Here is a 21126-nt window from a genome sequence, read left to right as displayed (position 1 = left end):
GTTAGCGCATCGAAGCCTCGGCGGGAAAGGCCTCATCGACGCGGACCCGCGGGACCTCGAGCCCGTGGTTCCGCGCGACACGTCCGAGCCATGCAAGGCTCGGCTTCGGGGTGCGGGCGAACGTCGTGCGATCGACGCCGATCAGGCCGAAGGTCGGCGCCCAATGCCCCCATTCGAAATTGTCGAGGGCGCTCCAGTGCAGGTAGCCGCGCACATCGATGCCATCGGCCACCGCCGTCTCGAGATGGGTCAGCGCCTCGGTGGTGTACGCGATCCGGCGTTCGTCGTCCGCGGTGGCAATTCCGTTCTCCGTCACCAGAAGTGGCACATGCCCGCTGATGTCCCAGGCCCGGCGCAGCGCGATGCCCAGGGCGTCGGGGCGATACGCCCAACCCATGAGTGTGTTGTCGGGGTGCTGCGGATGAGGGATCGGACCGTCGGCCCCGACGCGTTGGCTGGTGTAGGACTGGACCCCGAGGAAGTCGTCGCCTCGCGCGGCCGCCAGATACCGGTCCTCCCAGAGGTCGTTCGTCCGCGCGAGAATGTCTTCGTTGCCCGCCGTTCCCTCGAAGGCCTGCTGTCCGACGGTCCAGCCGACGTTGGCCGTGGTGGTGGTGCGGAGAATTTCGACTGCCTCGCGATGTGCCCGCACCAGGACTTCGCCGACTTCGTCGTCGGGTTCCAGCCTCCCGTTCGCCGGCCGGGAGGGCGCCGCACGCGAGCCCAGCGTCAGGTCCAAGTATCGAACGCCGAGCGCAACGATGTTGGGCTCGTTGATGGTGCAGACCCAGTTGACTCCGCCCAGAACGGACGAGGTGCGATCGACGTAACTCGAGAAGCTCTCGATCGCCGCGGGATGTCGCCACCCACCCCGGTTGCTGAACCAGCGCGGCGAGGTGAAGTGGTGCAGTGTCACGACCGGTTCGAGCCCGACTTTCCTTGCCGCCTCGATCATTCGACGGTAATGGTCGAGCTGGGCGCGTGAGAACTGCCCCTCCTCGGGTTCGATCCGCGACCATTCGATGCCGAAGCGGTACGCGTTGAGGCCGGCGTCGGCGAGCAAGGCCATGTCCTCGGGGTAGCGGTGGTAGCTGTCGACCGCGTCGCCGCTCCGGTCGGGGAAGTACGGCCTGGACCGGTTCTCGTACCCCCACCAGTCGGCGCCGGTGTTGTTCCCCTCGGTCTGGTGCGCGGAACTCGCTGCACCCCACAAGAAGTCGTCTCTGAGTTTCATCGATGTCCATTTCTCGAAGTGGATCGGTTCGTCGACTGGGTCAACGAACGCCGCGAACGCGGTAGATCGCGAACACACCAGCCAGGCAGGCGAGCGCGCCGAGGACGTACCACGTCCCGTAGCCGCCAAGGACGGTGGCGCTGCCGAGGCTGATGATGGCCGGCGCGACGGCAGGTCCGACGGATTGCGGCAGGGTGCCTGCGAGGGCGATCAGGCCCAGGTCTTTGGCATTGTCGTCGGGGTTCGGCAGCACCTGCACCGCGAGTGCCTGGTCCACAGACATGAAGGCGCCGAGCCCGAGCCCGATGATGCCCTGCGCCACAACGACGATTCCCAGCGTTGGGGCGAAGGCCAGCAGCAGCAATCCCGCCACCATGATTAGCCCCGCGACGGCCACGAAGGGACGCCGCTTCCCGATTCGGTCGGACAGGGCGCCTCCGAGGGGTGCCGACATGGAGAGGCACACGACGGACACCACGTTGACCAGGAGAACCGCCTGCGCGACGTCGGCTTCACCGAGCTGGAACCGTTGCCCGAGGAAGAACGGGAAGAACGTTCCGATTCCGGCGTAGCCGAACATCACCAGGAAGCGGGAGACCATCACCCACGAGAAGTTCGGATGCCTGCGAGGGTCGAATGCGATGGAGCCCAAGAACTCCCGGACGCCGTGGCGCGGTGCTGTGTCCTCGAGCGGTGGATCCTCGAGTACCACCAGCAGCGGAATGACCAGCACGACGGCGACGACACCGGGGACCAGGAACCTGAGCAGATCGCCGGTCAGCACGGTGACGAGAGCGCTTCCGGCGAGAATGCTCAGCGGCGTGGTGACCCCGGTGATCCCGGAGACCACTCCGAGTCGGCGCGCGGGCACCCGGTCGGGAATCGTCGCCTGGGTCGCGACGAGTGCCGCGCCGAAGCCGGCCTGCGCCCCGCACCATGCGATCAGGACCTGCGGCACGGTGTGCGCGAGGCCCACGCACCCGAGGGCGCCCGCCCCGACGACGGCGCCTCCGAGGATCCACGGTCTCCGCCTGCCGAACGAGGACCGCGTGCGGTCGGACAGGCGGCCGACGACCGGCTGGGCGATCATCCCGACGATCGCACCGGTACCGGCCACCACGCCGAGTGCGTGCGTCGCACTCTCGATCGAGCCCGAGATGTGCTGCAGCTTGAACGCAAGGGCGAACATCACGGGGGTCATCAGGGCGAGGTAGACGCCGAAGTAGGACAGGGCGAGACCGACCAGGAAGCCGCTCGGCTCGCGGAGCTCCTGCTCGCGCCGCAGCGTGTCGGCTCCTGGGCCGACCTCGTCGACGGCGACGGGCAGCGAGTGGGGTTCTGACATGGAAGTCCTTGGAATGTGGGCGGATGCGGTCGGGAGTCGAGATCGCCGCCGGGTGTCGAGCTACCGGTCGACCCGGTGCGCCCGTTCCTCGTCGAGGCGGCCGGCGAACGCATCTGTGGAGCCGACGAGAGCGTCGTCCGCCATTCGCCACAGGTCCTTGACCTGCTCCCGGAACTGGGCATGGCTGTGTTCGGGCAGCGCGAAAACGATCGGGGCATTGCGCACGATGCCCTCGACCGCGAGCCGCGCGACGTCGGCGGGCTCGATCGCCATCGGGATGACGTCGGTGCCGAACGGCTCGGCGGCGCGGGGACCGAACCCGGTGGGCCGGTTGCGCTGCGAGTCGAGGATGCGGGTCGCGGCCTGACCGGGGCAGAGCGCGGTGACGCCGATGTCCTCGGCGGCCAGCTCGGAGCGCAGCCCGAGCGTCAACCCGAGGATGGCGTGCTTGGCCGCGGTGTAGAGGGCGGTGAACGCGGGGTCCGGAAGGAAGGCGTGAGTCGACGACGTGTTCATCACGTGCCGCCATCCGGTCTGACGACGCATCCTGGGCAGGAATGCGTACAGGCAATTGAGCATGCCCTCGACGTTGACGGAGGACAGCCAGCGCCAGTCGTCCATCGATGAATCCGTGAGGTTTCCGAGCAGCAGCACTCCCGCGTTGTTGCAGAGCAGTTCGACGGAGCCGAACGCGTCGTAGCCGGCCCGCGCGAGATTCTCGACCGACTCAGGGTCGGCCACGTCAACCTGCACGCCGAGCGCACGCACGCCGAGTGCGCGCACACTCTCGGCGATCCGCTCCGCGCCGTCGCCATCGAGATCGGCAACCACGACCGACATGCCGCACGAACCGAGTTCAGCCGCCAGTGCGGCTCCGATCCCGCTCGCCGCGCCGGTGACCACCGCCGTTCGGCCCGCCAGCCTGTCATCAAATCTGGACATCAGGGTCCCTCCTCGGTCTTGCAGACCACTAGAAAGCTAGCCAACCGACCAGGCGGTCAGTCAGTTGGCGGTAGCCTACCGATCGATTGGTCTGCATGTTCTGGATTCGCGGAACTCGCGTCGAGGCACGTTGGCCACGGGCCGTACGCTGACCGGCTGGACCGGCTGTGCGCAGTCAAACCACGGTGAGGAGATCGGACACGATGGCCACAACACGCGACGCAGAACAGGCGGGAGTTGCCCGGCGCGCCGATATCGTCAGCTCTGCCATCACGCTGTTCGCGGCCCACGGATACCGCGGGACCTCGCTTGCTGCGGTTGCAAGAGAGTCGGGGATCACGAAGTCGGGTCTGCTGCATCACTTTCCGAGCAAGGAAGTCCTGCTGACAGCGGTACTCGCGGACCTCGACCGTCAAACTCTCGACTCGGTCGAGATCGATCGAGACTACGAGGGTGCGGCTCTCTTGCGCGCGCTGGACGTAGTCGACGAGATCGTGGCCCGAAACCAGCAGAACCGAGAACTCACCCGGCTGGCGCACGTCGGCATCTTCAATTCCGATGACACTCCCGAACTCGCGCGCGAGTGGGCACAGGGACGGATCAAGGCCTTCCGTGCAAACCTGGCCGGTCTCATCCAAGAAGGCATCGAGGCGGGCGAGGTACGTGCCGATGTCGACCCCACTGCGATGGCCTCCGTGATCATCGGGGCTATCTCCGGTCTCGAAGAGCAGTGGCTGCAGGACGAATCGTTCGACATGGTCGGCGCGATGAGAACTCTCACGACCGTGCTGCGCCGGGACCTGCCGCTCATGCCTGGCCGCCAATCCGTCAATTCACCTCGCGACGCCGTCGGGCGCCAAGCCCCGGCGTAGGTAGTCCGCCCTCGGATCGAGAGGACCTTCCCCTAGACGGTGTTCGGTCGCCAGCGCTGCGCCGATGACGCCCGCAGAGTTGCCCAGCTCGGCTGCAGCAACTGCGGTCCGGTTCGTCAGCAAGGGAATCCATCGGGAGCCGTGCTGGCTGATCTCGCCGCCAACGATGAACAGCCGTGGGGACAGGAGATCCTCGATGGCCGTCAACACCCGACTGACCTCATGCGCCCACCTCTCGAAGGACAAGCTCTTGGCCGACTTGACGGAGGCGGCGGCGCGATGTTCGGCGGCGACACCGTCAACGACGAGATGCCCGAATTCGGTGTTGGGCAACAGCACTCCGTCATGGAGAATTGCAGTACCGATGCCGGTTCCGAATGTGAGCGCAACGACGACGCCTGATGTGCCGCGCGCAGCGCCAAACCTGTATTCGGCTGTTCCGGCCGCATCGGCGTCATTGGTCACGACCACGTCGCGACCCCCGAGGGCGTCGGCGAACAGGTCCGTCACATCTGTACCGATCCACGACCGATCGATGTTCGCGGCAGTCTGGACAAGGCCCCCGGCGACGGCGGCGGGGAGTGCGACCCCGACTGGACCGTCCCGGCCGTAGTGCTCCGCGAGATCGGAGATCGCCGCCGCCACCGCGGCAGGCGTGGAGGGCCGAGGGGTTGGAATCGTGACCCGCTCCCCGACGAGTCGACCGGCCTCGAGGTCAACCAGGCCGGCCTTGATCCCGGTGCCGCCGACGTCGATTCCCAATCGTGTACTCATCTCGATCTCGATTCCTTCCGTGTGGGAACGACGGTCTGTCGCCTGCTCTCAGGCGGGTGGAGTGGTTGTGCAGCCTGATCGGCCGGGCCGACGGTGTGCGCCCGCCGCACATGGTGCGGTGCCCCTCGCTCGACGGCGAGGGGCACCGCGTCGGGAATCGGGCGCCGCGTCAGTTCGCCGGGTTCAGGCAGCTGTCGAGTCCGTCGACCAGTGAGCACGCGGTCGGTGGCCTGCTCGGCTGGTAGTCGGTCGGGACTCCGCCCTGTGCGATGAGCGACCGGTAGGCCGCGACTGCCTCGGTCGGCTTCCGCTCGAGCGTCGGATCGTTCTTCACATCGACGGTGTAGAGGCCGAAACGGGGTGTGTAGCTTCCCCATTCGTAGTTGTCGGTGGTGGCCCAGTAGTTGTATCCGACGACGTTGATGCCGTCGTCCTTTGCTCGCTGCAGCCAGTAGGCGGCGTCGCGGAGGTGGTCGGCGCGGGCGTAGCCGTCCGGGCGGGGTTTGCCGTCCTCGGTGGGCATGCCGTTCTCGACGATGTAGAGGGGCTTGCCCGGGAAGCGCTTCGCGTAGTGACGCAGCGCGTAGTAGAGGCCGTCGGGTGCCGAGCTCGCCTTCCACGGCTCCGAGAAGACGTTGGCGTAGCTCAGGTCCGTGGGGGACATCGAGTAGTAGTAGTCCAGGCCGATGAAGTCGAGCTTGTGGGCGACGCGGTCGAGGAACGTCGTGTCGATCGCGGCCTCGACGACCTGGAAGTAGGCCACGTTCGACGAGACCTGCGCTCCCGGCTGCACCTGGTGGATGTAGTCGTAGATCCCATTGTGGACGGCCACCCACCGATCGAGGGCGGCCGGGGTGTTCGCGGGATCGAGACCACCGTGGCTGATCTCCTGGAACAGGTACGCCGACGGCTCGTTGATGGTGATCCAGGACGGGTCGTACTTCGCGTACCGGTCGACGACCTTGCGGGCATTGGCCAGCCAGTCGGTGACCATGCCTGCGTTGTTCCACCCGCCGCGGTCGAACTCCCACCCGGGATACACCCAGTGGTCGAGGGTGATCATCGGTTGCATGCCCGCGGCCCGGATGCTGGCGACCACGTCGTCGTAGAACGCCCAGGCGGTCTCGTCGTAGCGGCCCTGCTGGGGCTCGAGGCGCGCCCACTCGACGCCCATCCGGTACACCTTGGCCCCGAGGTCCTTGGCGTGCTGGATGTCCTCCTTGTAGCGGTGGCGGAAGTCCGCCGACGTGCCGACCGGATCCTTGGTCTTGCCTGCCGCTTCATAGCGGATCCAATTGCTGTCCGGCGAATAGCCCTCCGACTGGAACCCCGATGAGGACACTCCCCACAGGAAGTCGGCGGGCAGGCTGTCGACCGGCTCTACGGACCCGGTGCTGCCGGTGCTGCCGGCGCCGTCCGCGCTGTCGCCGCTGCCCTGTGCGGCGGCAGCGGGCCCGCCCGCCAGCAACGCGAGTCCCGTCAGTACCGCCAGTAGGCCGCTCGATCGTCGACGCATCAGTTTCTCCTCGCATCCGTGCGCCGTCGGGCGCGGTGGTGGTGCGGGACACACTAGCTGACCGAGTGATTGGTAGGTCAGATTTCGGTCAGATATGCGTTTTGCAGCGCATCTTCGAGCAGTGGAGGTCAGCCGACCGCGGCCACCCTCCTCAGGTGGCCGCGATCACGGCGTGAGCGAGCGGGGGAGTACCCGGTCGGTCAGCCCTTCCACCACGGGCGCAGCGGCACCTCGGCCTGGCCCTTCGGGCCGAGCTTGACGGCCAGCACCTGGTGCAGCTGCACCACATTGCGTTCGAACCCGAGCCGCGAGCCGGCCATGTAGAGCCCCCACACCCGCGCCGTGCCCTCGCCGACCTCCGCGACGCAGGCGTCCCAGTTGTCCACCAGGTTCTGGCACCAGGCCTTGAGGGTCAGCGCGTAGTGCTCGCGCAGGTTCTCCTCGTGTCGGACCTCGAGGCCGATGTTCTGGATCTCGGTGATGATCCGGCCCGACCCGGTCAGCTCGCCGTCCGGGAACACGTAGCGGTCGATGAACCCGCCTGCGCGCGCCTGGTGCCGATTGTCCGGGCGGGTGATGCAGTGGTTGAGCAGCCGGCCGCCGTCGCGCAGCTTGGACTGGATGAACCCGAAGTATGCGGGGTAGTTGTGCACCCCGATGTGCTCGGTCAACCCGATCGACGACACCGCGTCGAAGCCGGTCTCGGCGATGTCCCGGTAGTCGGAGTGCCGGACCTCGGCGAGATCCGAGAGGCCCTCGTCGGCAATGGCCTTCTGCGCCCACGCGGCCTGCTCGGCGGACAGCGTCACCCCGATCACCTTGACGCCGCGCCGGGCCGCGAAGCGGACCATCGAGCCCCAGCCGCAGCCGATGTCGAGCAGTCGGTCGCCCGCCTTGAGCCCGAGCTTGTCGAACACCAGCCGGTACTTGTTCTCCTGCGCGTCCTCGAGGCTCTGGTTCGGTGACTTGTACGCCGCGCAGGTGTAGGTCATCGACGGGCCGAGCACGTGCTCGTAGAAGGTGTTCGACACGTCGTAGTGATGGTGGATGACCTCGGCGTCGCGGGTCTTGGAGTGGCGCATGCCCTCCGCGAGCCGGCGCCAGCGGGGGAGGGCCTCCTGCGGCGGAGGGGCGATGGGCCGCAGCAGGTCCCAGCCGAGCGAGCGGGTGATGCTCGCGATCGTCAGCGCCGACGGCCGCCGGAAGTGCAGGTCGTCGCCCATCACCCGGAGGACCTCGTACGGGTCACCAGGGTGGACCCCGGTCGCCTCGAGGTCGCCCGCGACGTAGGCGCGTGCCATGCCGAGGTCGCCGGGCGCGGTCGCCAGGTAGGTGGTGCCCCGCGGGGACTTGAGCGTCAGGCCGTACTCGGCGTCCTCCGGACCCGCGGCGCTGCCGTCGTATGCGGTGAAGCGGACCGGGATGTCACCGTCCGCGACGGTCTCGAGGATCTCGGCGATCGAGAGCTTGTGGTGGCCGTTACGGGTCTGGGTACTGGCGTCTTTGAACGTGGTCACTTGCGTTGCACCGCCTTCGAATACAGGTCCAATAGTCGCGAATCGGGGTCGTACTTCTGCTTGAGGATGGAGTAGTTGTCGCCGCCGTAGAGGCGGGCGAAGTCGTCGGCGTCGTAGTAGGAATCCGAGTACAGGGACTTGTGCCCGTCGAACCGTCCGACGGTGTTCTCGATCAGCCGGTTCGCCGCGCCGTCCTGCGCGCCTGGCGCGATCGGCACCGACGACCAGAAGCCGACGTTGACATAGGTGCGCTTCGGTTCGAGCGGGTACAGCGGCCACGGCCGCACGGCGGACGCGCCCGCGGGCCCTGGCTCGCGCAACCGCAGCGGGCACAGCCACAGCGGCTCGATGGGGATCTCGCGCAGGAACCAGGACACGAAGTCCGCGGTGTGCTCGATCGGCACCTCGACGTCCTGCACGACCCGTTCGCGCGGCGGATTGCCCTTGCGGCGCTCGAGCCTGTCGCCGATGTCGTACTTCTGGTCGAGGGCGATCAGCTTCCAGTAGAAACTGCTGCGCCGGTAGCGCTTCGGCCACAGGCGTCTGATCCGCGGATTCTGCGCGCCGAACGCCCGCGAGCACCAGAACCAGTCGGTGTCCCAGCGCCACAGGTAGTCCGCGATCGTGAGCCGATCCGTTGAGCGCTGCTGCAGCGACCGGTAGTAGATCTGCTGACCCGTGTAGTCGCTGACCGGGCCGCCCTCATCGGTCTGCGTGCCGAGGGTCAGATAGGCCTCGGTCGCCGAGAACACCACGCCGTCGAGGTAGTCCACCGCGACGCCGTCGTGGCTGCGATCGCTGCCGATCCGGTCCATCGCGTTCTGTAGGTCGGTGAGGTCGTCGAAGCGCAGGTGCCGCAGCGCCACAAACGGTTTCACCGGTTCCAGTTCGATGCGGAGCCGGGTGGAGTAGCCGAGGGTGCCGTAGGAATTGGGGAACCCCCAGAACAGGTCCGAGTGCTCGCCGTCGGGGGTGGCGGTGATGATCTCCCCGCTGCCGGTCAGCACATCGATCTCGAGAACCGACTCGTGCGGCAGCCCGTTCCGGAACGAGGTCGACTCGATGCCGAGGCCGGTGACGGCGCCCCCGAGGGTGATGGTCTTGAGTTGGGGGACCACCAGCGGCGCCAGGCCGTACGGCAGGGTCGCGGCGACCAGGTCCTCGTAGGTGCACATGCCCGCGACGTCCGCGGTGCGGGCGGCGGGGTCGACCGAGATCACCCCGTCGAGTCCCGACACGTCGAGGCCGGGCGCATTCGTCTTTGCCCGCGCCCGGAACAGGTTTGAGGTCTTCTTCGCCAGGCGCACCGTCGCGGAGGGCGGGATCGCGTGATAGCTGGCGAGCAGACGCTGGACACCGGCACGATGGGCCGCCGCGCCGGTGTGACCCGGCGTGGATGTTCGTCGACCCAGTCGTTGCAACGCACTCTGAGAGGCAGCCACCCCCCGACGCTATCGCCTGGGTGCGACACCGGCCACCCAAGTGGAAGTCGGTCCGGCGAAACGTCACGCAAATGTTGCGAACCGGTCGCGATCCGGGGGTCGCGGCACCGCTGTGATCCGACGCACACGGGGTCGAGTGGGCTGGCCCGGCGGTTCTCGGAGCGGGCACCATGACGGGGTCGGCCACACAGCGTCGAGGTCGGACGGGTCCTCCGGGTCCGGCGAGCAGAGCTAAGGAGATCCACAGTGGGACAGGTCAGCGCCAGCAGTTCGGTCGAGGTCGCGGCGACACCGGAGCGGGCGCTCGCGGCGCTCACCGACTACGAGACGGTGCGACCCCGCATCCTCACCGAGCAGTACCTGGACTACCGGGTCCTCGAGGGCGGCCAGGGCGCGGGCACGGTCGCGCAGTGGACGCTGAAGGCGACCGAGAAGCGTTCGCGTGACATCAAGGCCACCGTCACCGTCGACGGCAACACCGTCACCGAGAAGGACGCCAACTCCACTCTCGTCACCACCTGGACCGTCGCCCCGTCCGGCGCGGGGTCCACGGTCACCACGACCACCGAGTGGAAGGGTGCGGGCGGCATCGGCGGCTTCTTCGAGCGCACCTTCGCGCCGGGCGGGCTGCGGAAGATCCAGGCGGCCGTGCTGGCGAACCTGGCCCGCGAACTGGCCTGACGCGGCCCCGACGCGGCCGCTGACCGATGCGTTCGGTCAGCGGCCGTCGAGATAGCGGACGATGCCGAACACCACCGCTTGCGCGTACCGGGCCCTGCCCTCCTCGCTGGTCATGGCGCGCGCCTCGTCCGCGTTGCGCATGTTGCCCAGCTCGACCAGGATCGACGGCCGCTCGGACAGATTGAGTCCGCTCAGGTCGTCGCGGGGCATCAGCCCGCCGGTGCCCACGTAGGTGGACGGGGTGAGGCCGGACGTCTCGAGTGCGTCGCGCATGGACTTGGCGAACGCGAGCGAGGCGCCTGCCTGCACCGCGTTCAGCGGCGGCGCGGAGAAGCAGACGTGGAATCCGTGCTGGTCCGGAGCGGCGCCGTCGGCGTGGATCGCGACCACCACGTCGGCACCGGACGCGTTGGCGTCGGCGGCCCGCCGGTCCACGCACGCGGCGACGGAGGTGTCGTCGTCCCGGCTCAGCAGCACCCGGGCGCCGAGATTCTCGAGTTCGGTGCGCATCTGGGCGACGACGGCCCAGTTGAGGGAGTGCTCGGGGAAGCCGCCGTCGGTGCTCGTTCCGGTTGTCTGGCACTCCTTCGTGCCGCCGCGCCCGGTCGGCACCTGCGTCGTCATGCCTGCGTCGTTGGCACCGTTGTGGCCGGGATCGAGGAACACCGTCTTGCCCTGGAGCGTCGCCGATCGCACCAGCTCGGCGGCGGTGGTGGTGGGGGCCGCGGTCACGCCCGAGGCGGTCTCGGTGGGGATGGTGCAGCCCGTGAGCACCAGCGCCGAGGCAGCGGCGGCCGTGAGCAGGACGCTCCGGTACCCGGCAGACTTCGCACGCACGGACCCACGCTATCCGGATGCGGCTACGCTGACGGGGCAACACGCAGAAAGGACATCGACGTGCAGCCCGGTGGACAACCCGATATGCAGCAGCTCCTCGCGCAGGCCCAGCAGATGCAGCAGCACCTGATGGCCGCGCAGGCAGAGATCGCCGAGGCGGAGGTCACCGGCCAGGCCGGCGGTGGACTCGTGACCGCCACGGTCAAGGGAACCGGTGAGGTCGTCGCGTTGACGATCGACCCGAAGGTCGTCGATCCCGAGGACGTCGAGACCCTGCAGGACCTGGTGATCGGTGCGATCGCGGACGCATCGGGCAAGGCGCAGGAGATCGCGGCGGGCAAGCTCGGCCCCCTCGCGGGCGGCCTGCCCGGGCTCCCCTTCTAGAGGCCGCGGTGTACGAGGGTCCGGTACAGGATCTGATCGACGAGCTCGGCAAACTGCCGGGCATCGGGCCCAAGAGCGCGCAGCGCATCGCCTTCCACCTGCTCAGTGTGGAGCCGCCGGACATCGACCGGCTGCAGAACGCGCTGCAGCGGGTCCGCGACGGCGTGCAGTTCTGCGTCGTGTGCGGGACGGTGTCCGACAGGGAGAAGTGCCGGATCTGTGCGGACGCCCGCCGCGACCGCACCGTCATCTGTGTCGTCGAGGAGCCGAAGGACGTCCAGGCGGTGGAGCGGACGCGGGAGTTCCGCGGCCGGTATCACGTGCTCGGCGGCGCGCTCGACCCGCTCAGCGGTGTCGGACCGGACCAGCTCCGTATTCGGGAGCTGTTGGCGCGCATCGGCAATCAGGAGGACGGCGTCGACGTCTCGGAGGTGATCATCGCGACCGATCCGAACACCGAGGGCGAGGCCACCGCGACGTATCTGGTCCGGATGCTGCGCGACTTCCCCGGCCTGACGGTCTCCCGGCTGGCCTCGGGTCTGCCGATGGGCGGCGACCTGGAGTTCGCCGACGAGCTCACCCTCGGGCGGGCGCTCTCGGGGCGCCGGACCCTCTGACGCAACCGGCGAATCGAGCAACTCCGGCTGTGCCGGGACGGCGGATTCCGGTGTTAGCGTGGGTGTATGCCGGTCCTTGGGCCAGGGGCGCGAACGACCACGGGAGCTCTCGCGAGGCGCACCCGGATCGGGGTCTTCGTGTGCTCCGTTGCCTTTGTGATCGCGGTATCTCCTGGACGGGGGACCGCCGGTGCGCAGGAGGCTGTTCCGCCGCTGCCCGGCGGCGGGCTCCCGGCGATCGTCGACTCGATCGTGCCGCCCCCGGCGTTAGGCCCCCCGCCGCGCGAGGTGCCGCCGATAGCGGCCGCTCCGGGTGAGTCCGCCGGAATCCAGGCGCTGCGGATCGCGGTCATGCCCTCGGACGTGGGCGACCCGTTCTTCGACGAGTGGCCGGATTCGCTGGGGGACAGCGCGAACGGCGACGTGCTGGAGACGAGGGACGTCACCGCGGCGGCGGCTCCCCTCGTCGGCGCGCCGGTGCGCGAGGTCCGGCAGCTCAAGGTCCGGACGACCGACTCCGCGGGCGTGCCCTCGTTCGCGACCGCGACGCTGGTCATGCCCGCCACGCCGTGGGCGGGACCGGGTGGCCGTCCGGTCGTGGTCAACAACCTGCCCATCGATGCGCTCGGGCGCGCCTGCACGCCCGGCTACACGTTGGCACACGGCCCGAGCCTGTCCACCAACGTCGCCGACTTCGTCCCGCCGACCACCGCGTTGGCGACCCTGCACGGCTACGCGGTCCTCATCCCGGACCACGAGGGACCCCGGATGGCCTACGCCGAGCCGTATGTCGCGGGGCACGCGGTCCTGGACACCATCCGCGGACTGCGCCGCGCGCTGCCCGACGAGTTCGGCGCGAGCAAGTTCGCGATGACGGGCTACTCGGGCGGGGCGATCGCCACCAACGGCGCGGTCAAGCTGATCGACTCCTACGCCCCGGACCTGGCCGGTGACATCGTCGGTGCCGCGCTCGGCGGGGTCCCCGCCGACTTCGAGATGCTCACCAGGAGCATGAACGGCAACCTCGCGACCGGGCTGTTCCACGGCGCGACCCTTGGGATCGCCAGGGAACGCACCGAGATCCTCGGCCTGGCCAACAACCTGGCGCAGCAGCTTGCCACCTCCCCGCTCAAGGACCAGTGCGTCGTCACGCTCGGCGCGGCGGGCGTGACGTTCCTGCCGATGGAGGTGATGGCCGACATCGAGAACCCGTTCGCGTCGCCGCAGGCGCGCGAGCTCTATCGCGTCATGAAGATGGACGGCATCGCGTCCGGCGCCCCGCTGTACATCTACAACGGCGCGCAGGAGTTCTGGATCCCCGCCGCGGGGGCGCGGGACCTCTACGAGGAGCAGTGTGGGCTCGGCGTTCCCGCGGTGTACCGGGAGGTGTTCGGCGAGCACCTCATCGCCGCGGTCACCGGCTATCCCGGGGCGCTCCATTGGCTCGACGAGCGGTTGCGCGGGATCCCCGCGCCGGACGAGTGCCCGCCCGCGTGATCGTGGGAGGTCGGGACGGTGCGTCGGTTCAGACCCGTTCCGTCAGGGTGGCCAGGCCGTCGCCGGACAGGTCCACCAGTCCGGCGGGACGTCCCGTCATCGCGAGGACGAGGGAGAGCATCGGTCCCGTCACCTCCGGTCCTGACCCCGTGGACCAGGTGCCGTCCTGGGCGCGGAGGGTGAGCCCGGAAATGCGGGTCTTGGTGCCGATCAGCAGGTTCGAGCCCTTGAAGAAGTCCGCGACGCGGACCAACGCGTCCGGCGGGTACTCGTGGGTGATGCCGAGGGGGCGCCGGATGTCCTCGGCATGCACGATGGTCTCGCCGAGCCAGGTGTCGACCGGGCCGGGCGGTGCGGAGGACCTGTTAGCGGCGGACCGGAACTGTGCGAGGGTGTCGGCAGGGGTGCCCGCGGTCTCCCGTGCGATCTCTTTCGCGAACATCGGCTCGAAGCGAAACCCGGTCCCCGCCATCTTGCGGACGAACCGCGCGGGCGTCATCTTCGCGGTCGCGGTCATGTGACCGAGCGTCTCCCACACCGACCATTGCCCGCACAGCGACGGGGTCGACCACTGCTCGTCCGTGAGCGAGGCGAGGTCGTCGGCGAGGGCCGACCGCTCGGCGTGAATCGTGGGCCATGGGCTGGGTGGTGCCATGGTGCCTCCCGGGGCAGTTGCCGACGGACCGCACGGTGGGTGCGACCCTGCCGTCATCGGTACCTCCGACGATCGTCCTCGGTGCCCGTTTCCGCAATCGCGTCCGGTTCAGGCGTCGCGAAATTCACCCCTGATTCGCAGGTCAGAACTATTGCCGAGGGTGCAGGGCCGGGCGTACTCTCAGTGGTGCGGATCAAGAAGAAAGACCGGTAACGGTCAATAACTTGAGAAGCAGAGATCCGGCCGAGGATGCGATTAATCGCTACATCCCCGGCCGAACCCCTGTCTGGGGGAAGTTCGCACTCCCGAAGCTCGGCGAGCCGTCCGGCGCATGGTGTGATCCCGGTTGCGGTCGCCCGACCCCTTACCGCTCGTCGATCGTCCAGGTGATGCCGAAGGGTGCGAGTGCGTCGAGGAACCCCTCGGCGTCGAAGGCCTCGGCCGCCGTGAGCACGCCCGCCTCGGCAGCGCCGTCCGCGAGCCGAACCGCCGCCTCGACCGCCATCAGTGCCGAGTCGACGTACGAGTCCGGGCCGCTCACCACGCCGCGAACCGTGCGGCCGTCCGCGCCGAAGGCGTCGACCACGAAGTCGTAGCTCAATCCCGGGGTGGGCTCGTTCGGCAACGATTCGACGATCTCCGCGCTCAGGCCGCTCAGCTGGCCGTGGAATGCGGTCTCCAGCACGCCCTCCACATAGGAGACGTCGGAGTGGCGTGGGATCGTGAGTACCGGGGGTTGCGGGAATTTCGACACGCTGGTGGGCTCGGTGGCGCCTGGGAAGGTCATCTCGGCGCGCCTCGCGGCTCCGCCGGTCCGCAGTCCACCTTCCTGGAAGTGCCAGCCGCCGCTGCGAAACCAGTCCAGGCCGGCCAGTACCGTCTGCGCACTGCCCTTCGACCCGTTGCCTTCCTTCGTACCGGCGAGGCTCATCGTGATCTCCACCGGGCCCGTCAGCCGTCGCGAGGTCAGGTAGCCGAGGAGGTCACCGGGGAGATTGCTGTTGGTGATGCCGGGGACCACCGTCACCCCGGCCCGCACGGCACGGGCGGCGTAGTCGTCGAAGGCCCGTTTGAGGAAGAGTTGCTCGCCGGACAGGTCGGTGTAGTGCGCCCCGGCGTCGATCGCGGCCGCGAGCACCGCTTCGCCGTGGTCCACGTATGCGGGCAGGCTGCTGATCACCGCGTCGGCGCCGGTGAATGCCGCCACCAATGCGTCGTGATCGCCGAGGTCCGCGACCCGAACCTCGGCGTCGGGCAGCCCTGCGGTCGCGGCGGCGGCGTGCATCCGATCGGCGTTGCGGCCCACCAGGATCGAGGTGATGCCGCGGCGGTTCAGCTCGGTGAGGACGGAGCCGCCCGTGACCCCGGTGGCGCCGTAGATCGCGATCGTCTTGGCGGTGTCGGTGGAGTTCGTTGTTGTCATGATTCCAACGGTATGGACATCGATTCAGTGAGCCAATGGCCGATTTGCTCATTTCTATGCCTCAAGCGCTCACACTCTGAGCGCTAAGGTGACGTTGTGGACATTCTCAGCGAAGCCGTGGCCGCGATCCGCACGGGCAACCCGACGTCCGGAATGTTCGTCCGTCATGCGCCATGGGGGCGTAGGTACCCGGTGGTGCCGGGCGCCGGTTTCCACGTGGTGCTCGAGGGCTCCTGCTGGCTGGTGCCGCCCAGCGGCGCACCCATGGCGCTCGGCGTCGGCGACGTCGTCTTCATGCCTCGCGGCGCAGACCACGACCTGGTGGACAGTCTCGGCAGTTCGGTCACCGAGAACGCGCAACCGGGAGAGCCGAGGGAGATATCCGGCCCGGGCGTGCGGACGGCATTGCTGTGCGGGGCATACGGACTGGGCAGGCAGCGACGTCATCCGCTGATGGGCGAGCTGCCCGAATTCGTCCATCTCCCCGCACGTCTCGGCCGCCACGCGTCGCTGCGCGGCGCCGTGGACCTACTCGTCGCTGAGATCGCCGAACCGAGACCGGGTGGCGACGCAGCGGTGTCCGCATTGCTGGACACCCTGTTGCTGTTCATCTTGCGTGCGTGGCTCGACGACCAGGCTCGGGATCGCACCACCGGTTGGGCGGGTGCTCTCGCGGATCCAGCGGTTGCCGCCGCCCTGCGCGCCGTCCATGACGATCCTGCCCGCTCGTGGACGGTGCCGGCCCTCAGCGACGTCGCCGGCGTCTCGCGGGCGACTCTGGCCAGGCGTTTCACCGCCACGGTCGGCGAGCCGCCACTGACCTACGTGACCCGATGGCGCATGCTGACCGCCGCACGCCTGCTGCGCGAGACCGACGGCCCGGTCGGCGTGGTGGCCCGAAAGGTCGGCTACAGCTCCGAATTCGCATTCGCCAAGGCGTTCAAGCGCGAATACGGACTCGCTCCAGGGCAGTATCGCCGCGCCGAGGACAAGCCACCACTCGTCGCGGTCTGACCGGATCGTGCGCTCTGCAACTCGCCGAGTGCGCGATCCGGCCGACCGCGAGACGATCAGCTGAGCAGCTTCGCCTTGAGGTCGGCGATGTCCTGGCTCGTCAGACCGAGTCCCTGGCTCACGTAGTTGTCGAAGCTGCCGTACTTCTGGTCCGCCGCGGCGAAGGCGTTGTCGAGCCAGGCCTGCTCAACGGGATTGGGCCCGCTGATGCTCCCGAGGCTGCCCAGCCCGCCGCTGTTCGGGTCGACGTACTCGTTGCTGAGCATGTAGTCGGCGTTCACGGTCTCGCGGGGGACGCCGAGGATGGTGAGCAGGACCGCCGACAGCCAACCGGTGCGGTCCTTGCCGCTCGTGCAGTGGTAGAGCACCGTGTCGGGGGAGTTCTTGATGTCGAGTAGGGCGGCCTTGAATGCGGCGGAGGCGCCGGCATCGGTCGGCATGACCTTGTAGAACTCGGCCAGGTTCAGCATCGCGATCGCGTTGGCGGGGTTCGAGCCCGCGACGTCGCGGTTCACCCAGGTGGCGCCGGCGGGGAGCTTGTCCTGGGCGCGGGAGATCTCGAAGCTGCTCCGCAGGTCTTCGACCGTCTTGACGTTCAGCTGCACGAGCTTGGCCAGGTCGTCCGCGGTCAGCGCGTTGAGGGCATCGCTGCGCAGCACCAGCCCGGATCGGACGGTCTTCCCGTCGGTGGTGGTGTAGCCGCCCAGGTCGCGGGCGTTCGGAGCGCCCGTCAGGTGCAGCGAATGATCGGTCGCGGCGATCGCCACGACCGGCGTCGGTGCGGCCGCTGCGATCGACGGGACGGGAGCGAGCAGGAGGCCGGCGGTCAGGGCGAGGGCCGCCGCGGACTTGGTCCGGATCAGGGTGCGGTGGGACACAGAGGGTTCCCCTCTTTCGGTCGAGGTGCATTGGCATGGTGCTCGAGCGAGATCGGCTCGAGGGTAGCCACGTGTCGGACCGCGAGAGGGGGATTTCGTTAAAATACGGTATGTAATTGCTGTGGTGGCTCCGGCCCGGCGTTGCCCTCGAGAAGCTCCAGGGCAACGCCGCCGCGCTGAATACGAGCCCCGCTCGTCGCGGTCTGACCGGTCCTAGCGGCCGACCGCGAGGCGCTCCCGCCGCAGCCGGTCGACCTCCTCGAGCTCCAACGGCTCGAGGGCGTCGACGCCAAGCGCGCGGGCCAACAGCAGGTCAGCCAGCTCCGGGTTGCGGGCCAGCGCGGGCCCGTGCATGTAGGTGCTGATCACCGAGCCCTGCACCACGCCCTCCAGCCCGTCGCCGACGCCGTTGCCGACGCCGTGCGTGACCCGGCCGAGCGGCTTCGCGTCCGCGCCGAGGCTGGTGCCGCCGCGATGGTTCTCGAACCCGGTCAGCGGCTGGGTCAGCCCGTCGAGCAGGGGTCGGGTGATCACCTCGCCGATCGAGCGCTCGGCCTGCGGCGAGGTGGTGACGTCGAGCAGCGACACGCCCTCGACGCGTTCGCCCGCGGACGTCTCGTACCAGTGACCGAGCACCTGGATGGCCGCGCAGATCGCCAGCACGGGGGCGCCGCGACCGGCCGCCTTCTGCAGTCCGGGGTAGCGGGCCAGGTGCCGGGTCGCGAGGCGCTGCGCCGAATCCTCCGCGCCACCAAGGGTGTACACGTCCAGCGACTCGGGCACCGGATCGGACAGCGTGATCTCGACGATCTCCGCGTCGATGCCGCGCATCCGCAGCCGCTGGCGCAGGATCAGCGCGTTGCCGCCGTCGCCGTAGGTGCCCATCACGTCGGGCAGCACCAATCCGATCCGCACCGTCGACTCAGGCATCCCTGTTCTCCTTCGCGATGGCCGTGTTCAGGTCACGGAACGCCGTGTAGTTGGCCAGCACCTCCACCCGCCCGGGCGGACAGGATGCGATGGCGCGCAGTGGGTTCGGCTCCAGGGTGTGCTCGACGCCGGCGTAGGTCAGGCGGACCGCGAGGTCCGTCGCCCGCTCGCCGGACGCCACCACCTTGACGCCCTCGAAATGTTCGAACCGAACGTCCCACAGCCAGGACAGGTCCTCACCGTCGGGCACCTGGCCGTTGACCGCGATGACCAGCCCGTCGACATCGTGGTCGATCATCGACAGCGCCTCCTGCCATCCGGCCGGGTTCTTGGCAAGGAGCATCCGAAGCGTGTGTGCGCCGACCTGGACGGTGCTGTACCGACCGGCGATCTCGCGGACCGAGGCGGCCGCGGCGACGGCGTCCTCCGCGCGAGCGCCCAGCGAAACTGCCGCCGCGACGGCCTGGGCGGCGTTGCCGCGGTTCGCCTTTCCCGGCAGCGTCAGCGACATCGGGATCTTCGATCCGTCCGGCCCGTAGAGATGGTCGTCGTCGAGCCACCAGTCGGGGGTCGGCCGCTCGAAGTCGGTGCCGGTGCTGCGCCAGTGGTTGTAGGCGATGCCCGTCGCGTCGCCCGTGCGCTCCTCCCAGACGATCGGCTCGCCGCTGCGCGGGCAGCTCACGGAGTCGCTCGCCCAGCCGCCGCCCGCCGCGACCCACACCACGTTGGGTGCGTCGTAGGCGGCGGACGCGACGAGCACGTCGTCACAGTTGGCGATCACCACGGCGTCGGGATGCTTGGCCAGGCCCGCGCGCAGCCTGCGCTCGATCATGTTGATCTCGCCGACCCGGTCGAGCTGGTCGCGGCTGAGATTGAGCAGCACGATCGCCTGGGGCTGCAGGGCGTCGCTGACGTGCGGGACGTGCAGCTCGTCGACCTCGATGGCGGCCAGCGACGCGTCCACGTGGGAGCTGAGCGCAGCGACGATGCCCGCGTCCATGTTCGCGCCGTCGGCCTGGGTCGCGACATCGCCGATGGTGGCGAGCGCCGCCGCCGTCATCCGGGTGGTCGTCGACTTGCCGTTCGTCCCTGTGATCACGACGGTGCGCTTGCCGCTGCCGAGCTGGGTCATCAGGGTGGGGTCGATCTTGAGGGCGATCAGGCCGCCGATCATCGAGCCCTTGCCCCGGCCCGCCTTCTGCGAGGCCCAGGACGCCGCGGCGGCGGCGCGCAGCGCGAGACGGCCGCGCACGGAGAATCGGGTGGCCGGGCGGGTCGCCCCGGAATTGCCCGGGCGGGTGGCCCCATCATGACGTGTAGACACGGGCAGAGTTTTCCACACCCGCGGCCACGGTCAGATTCGTGCAGGTTCCTGGGTGGGCATCGTCACTGGAGCGGCCGTCGCCGGAGTCGTCGACGCGGGCTCGAGCGCGGCGGACGCAGTGGTCGGTCGCGCCATGCCGCCGAGGCAGCCGCCGACCACGACCACCGCGCCGACCAGCGACAGGACGCTGGGCCGCTCGCCCAGCACCAGCCAGGCGGCCCCGATCCCGACGACCGGCACGAGCAGCGAGAACGGCGCGACGACGCCCGCCGGGTAGCGGCTCATCAGCGCGGACCACAGCCCGGACCCGGCGATGGTGCCGAGCAGGACGATGTACGCGAGTCCGGCCAGGGCGGGCCAGCCGTCGGCGCTGAAGGAGTCACCGAGGGCGGACCAGCCCGCGGTGGGGCCCTCGACCGCGGCGGAGAGCGCCAGCATGGGAAGCGGCGCCACCACGGTCATCCACAGGGTCAGCCGCAGCGGGTTGTCCGCCCGGGCGAGCCGGTTGCCGAGGTTGCCGAACGCCCAGCCGAGCGCGGCGAGCAGGGTGAGCAGCACCGGCAGCAGCGCCGCATGCTGGGCGCGGTCCCAGCCGATCATCGTCATCCCGCACACCGCGACCGCGATCCCGAGGAGTTGGCGGCTGCTGACGTGCTCGCGCAGGAGCAGGGCGCCGAGCACCACGGTGAACGGCGCCGAGGCCTGCAGCACGAGGGAGGCCAGCCCGGTCGGCATGCCGGTGTTCATCGCCCAGAACAGGAACCCGAACTGCGCCACGCCGAATCCGAACCCGTACAGCAGCAGCCAGCGCACCGGCACGTTCGGCCGCGGCACGAACAGCACCACCGGGATCGCGATGACCAGGAACCGCAGCGCCGCGAAGAAGAACGGCGGGAAGTGGTCGAGCCCGGCGCGGATCGCGAGGAAGTTCAGTCCCCACAGCAGCGCGACGGTCAGTCCGAGGGCTCGGTCACGGTTGGTCATGGGGTTAATCGTGAGCGAGCGAAAGCATCAGAACAATCGAATAAAAATGGACGGTTGATGTAGATCTTCTACATCAACCGCCCATTGGCCGTGGCAGTCGGCTATCGGGCCAGTGCCTGTTCGTGGACGCCCTGGACGGCGCGGCCGGAGGGGTCGGCCATCGCTGCGAACTCGGGGTCCCACTCGAGTGCGGCGGGGGTGGAGCAGGCGATGGACTTGCCGCCAGGCACGGTGGCCGCGCAGGCCTCGCCGGGGAAGTG

General features: G+C 69.0%; 20 protein-coding genes. 6 read left to right on the top strand and 14 right to left on the bottom strand.

Annotation, left to right across the window (positions count from 1 at the left end; genetic code table 11):
- Position 1: 1 nt before the first annotated feature.
- From ACWFRB_RS22355 to ACWFRB_RS22345, 3 genes are read right to left on the bottom strand one after another with little or no spacing between them, the layout of a single operon-like run.
- Positions 2 to 1234, bottom strand: a complete 1233-nt coding sequence (locus ACWFRB_RS22355) for a glycoside hydrolase family 1 protein (RefSeq protein ID WP_452643435.1) — start codon at positions 1232 to 1234, stop codon at positions 2 to 4.
- Between the two features lie 40 nt (positions 1235 to 1274).
- The gene (locus tag ACWFRB_RS22350) at positions 1275 to 2579 is read right to left on the bottom strand and encodes an MFS transporter (protein WP_452643434.1); all 1305 of its coding nucleotides are present in this window, start codon (positions 2577 to 2579) and stop codon (positions 1275 to 1277) included.
- Between the two features lie 60 nt (positions 2580 to 2639).
- The gene (locus ACWFRB_RS22345; RefSeq protein WP_452643433.1) at positions 2640 to 3521 is read right to left on the bottom strand and encodes an SDR family NAD(P)-dependent oxidoreductase; all 882 of its coding nucleotides are present in this window, start codon (positions 3519 to 3521) and stop codon (positions 2640 to 2642) included.
- Positions 3522 to 3688: 167 nt separating this feature from the next.
- Here ACWFRB_RS22345 and ACWFRB_RS22340 point away from each other — a divergent pair, with 167 nt between their 5' ends.
- A complete protein-coding gene (locus ACWFRB_RS22340) occupies positions 3689 to 4393 on the top strand; it encodes a TetR/AcrR family transcriptional regulator (protein WP_452643432.1) in 705 nt (234 codons plus the stop codon).
- Here the strand turns inward: ACWFRB_RS22340 and ppgK are convergent.
- The 4 genes from ppgK to ACWFRB_RS22320 form a co-directional block, all read right to left on the bottom strand.
- Positions 4355 to 5167 carry a polyphosphate--glucose phosphotransferase gene (gene ppgK / locus ACWFRB_RS22335; protein WP_452643431.1) on the bottom strand — a complete coding sequence of 271 codons (813 nt, stop codon included), beginning with the start codon at positions 5165 to 5167 and terminating at the stop codon, positions 4355 to 4357. The two genes, ACWFRB_RS22340 and ppgK, sit on opposite strands and share 39 nt — an antisense overlap.
- Positions 5168 to 5336: 169 nt before the next feature.
- Positions 5337 to 6683, bottom strand: coding sequence for a family 1 glycosylhydrolase (locus ACWFRB_RS22330; RefSeq protein WP_452643430.1), 1347 nt, complete (start codon positions 6681 to 6683; stop codon positions 5337 to 5339).
- Between the two features lie 200 nt (positions 6684 to 6883).
- Complete coding sequence (locus ACWFRB_RS22325) at positions 6884 to 8200, bottom strand: class I SAM-dependent methyltransferase (RefSeq protein WP_452643429.1); 1317 nt, start codon at positions 8198 to 8200, stop codon at positions 6884 to 6886.
- The gene (locus ACWFRB_RS22320) at positions 8197 to 9612 is read right to left on the bottom strand and encodes an FAD-binding oxidoreductase (protein WP_452643444.1); all 1416 of its coding nucleotides are present in this window, start codon (positions 9610 to 9612) and stop codon (positions 8197 to 8199) included. The genes ACWFRB_RS22325 and ACWFRB_RS22320 overlap by 4 nt, the downstream gene beginning before the upstream one ends.
- Before the next feature lie 276 nt (positions 9613 to 9888).
- Between ACWFRB_RS22320 and ACWFRB_RS22315 the strand changes: the two genes are divergently transcribed.
- Positions 9889 to 10323 (top strand): SRPBCC family protein, encoded by a 435-nt coding sequence (locus tag ACWFRB_RS22315; protein WP_452643428.1) that lies wholly within the window; start codon positions 9889 to 9891, stop codon positions 10321 to 10323.
- A 36-nt stretch (positions 10324 to 10359) separates the two neighbouring features.
- On the opposite strand, the gene ACWFRB_RS22310 is transcribed toward ACWFRB_RS22315, so the two are convergent.
- Positions 10360 to 11079 carry an Rv3717 family N-acetylmuramoyl-L-alanine amidase gene (locus ACWFRB_RS22310; RefSeq protein ID WP_452643443.1) on the bottom strand — a complete coding sequence of 240 codons (720 nt, stop codon included), beginning with the start codon at positions 11077 to 11079 and terminating at the stop codon, positions 10360 to 10362.
- Positions 11080 to 11244: 165 nt separating this feature from the next.
- Here ACWFRB_RS22310 and ACWFRB_RS22305 point away from each other — a divergent pair, with 165 nt between their 5' ends.
- The 3 genes from ACWFRB_RS22305 to ACWFRB_RS22295 all read left to right on the top strand — a co-directional run bounded on the left by ACWFRB_RS22305 (position 11245) and on the right by ACWFRB_RS22295 (position 13658).
- A complete protein-coding gene (locus ACWFRB_RS22305) occupies positions 11245 to 11544 on the top strand; it encodes a YbaB/EbfC family nucleoid-associated protein (RefSeq protein ID WP_397514365.1) in 300 nt (99 codons plus the stop codon).
- Between the two features lie 8 nt (positions 11545 to 11552).
- Positions 11553 to 12161 carry a recombination mediator RecR gene (gene recR, locus ACWFRB_RS22300; protein WP_452643427.1) on the top strand — a complete coding sequence of 203 codons (609 nt, stop codon included), beginning with the start codon at positions 11553 to 11555 and terminating at the stop codon, positions 12159 to 12161.
- Positions 12162 to 12227: 66 nt separating this feature from the next.
- Positions 12228 to 13658 carry a lipase family protein gene (locus ACWFRB_RS22295; protein WP_452643426.1) on the top strand — a complete coding sequence of 477 codons (1431 nt, stop codon included), beginning with the start codon at positions 12228 to 12230 and terminating at the stop codon, positions 13656 to 13658.
- Positions 13659 to 13686: 28 nt separating this feature from the next.
- On the opposite strand, the gene ACWFRB_RS22290 is transcribed toward ACWFRB_RS22295, so the two are convergent.
- Both ACWFRB_RS22290 and ACWFRB_RS22285 read right to left on the bottom strand, forming a co-directional pair.
- Positions 13687 to 14313, bottom strand: coding sequence for a maleylpyruvate isomerase family mycothiol-dependent enzyme (locus ACWFRB_RS22290; RefSeq protein WP_452643425.1), 627 nt, complete (start codon positions 14311 to 14313; stop codon positions 13687 to 13689).
- A gap of 364 nt (positions 14314 to 14677) precedes the next feature.
- A complete protein-coding gene (locus ACWFRB_RS22285) occupies positions 14678 to 15736 on the bottom strand; it encodes a saccharopine dehydrogenase NADP-binding domain-containing protein (RefSeq protein WP_452643424.1) in 1059 nt (352 codons plus the stop codon).
- A gap of 96 nt (positions 15737 to 15832) precedes the next feature.
- Between ACWFRB_RS22285 and ACWFRB_RS22280 the strand changes: the two genes are divergently transcribed.
- On the top strand, positions 15833 to 16750 hold the full coding sequence (locus ACWFRB_RS22280) for an AraC family transcriptional regulator (protein WP_452643423.1): 918 nt from the start codon (positions 15833 to 15835) through the stop codon (positions 16748 to 16750).
- Positions 16751 to 16806: 56 nt separating this feature from the next.
- On the opposite strand, the gene ACWFRB_RS22275 is transcribed toward ACWFRB_RS22280, so the two are convergent.
- From ACWFRB_RS22275 to ACWFRB_RS22260, 4 genes are all read right to left on the bottom strand, one after another.
- The gene (locus tag ACWFRB_RS22275) at positions 16807 to 17628 is read right to left on the bottom strand and encodes a tyrosine-protein phosphatase (RefSeq protein ID WP_452643422.1); all 822 of its coding nucleotides are present in this window, start codon (positions 17626 to 17628) and stop codon (positions 16807 to 16809) included.
- A gap of 213 nt (positions 17629 to 17841) precedes the next feature.
- Positions 17842 to 18558, bottom strand: a complete 717-nt coding sequence (locus tag ACWFRB_RS22270) for a type 1 glutamine amidotransferase (RefSeq protein ID WP_072751174.1) — start codon at positions 18556 to 18558, stop codon at positions 17842 to 17844.
- Positions 18551 to 19810, bottom strand: coding sequence for a MurT ligase domain-containing protein (locus tag ACWFRB_RS22265; RefSeq protein ID WP_452643442.1), 1260 nt, complete (start codon positions 19808 to 19810; stop codon positions 18551 to 18553). The genes ACWFRB_RS22270 and ACWFRB_RS22265 overlap by 8 nt, the downstream gene beginning before the upstream one ends.
- Before the next feature lie 102 nt (positions 19811 to 19912).
- Positions 19913 to 20866, bottom strand: coding sequence for an EamA family transporter (locus ACWFRB_RS22260; RefSeq protein ID WP_452643421.1), 954 nt, complete (start codon positions 20864 to 20866; stop codon positions 19913 to 19915).
- Positions 20867 to 21126: the final 260 nt, after the last annotated feature.

This window comes from Rhodococcus sp. NPDC055112, assembly GCF_053607505.1.
This window is presented reverse-complemented; position numbering and strand designations above follow the sequence as displayed.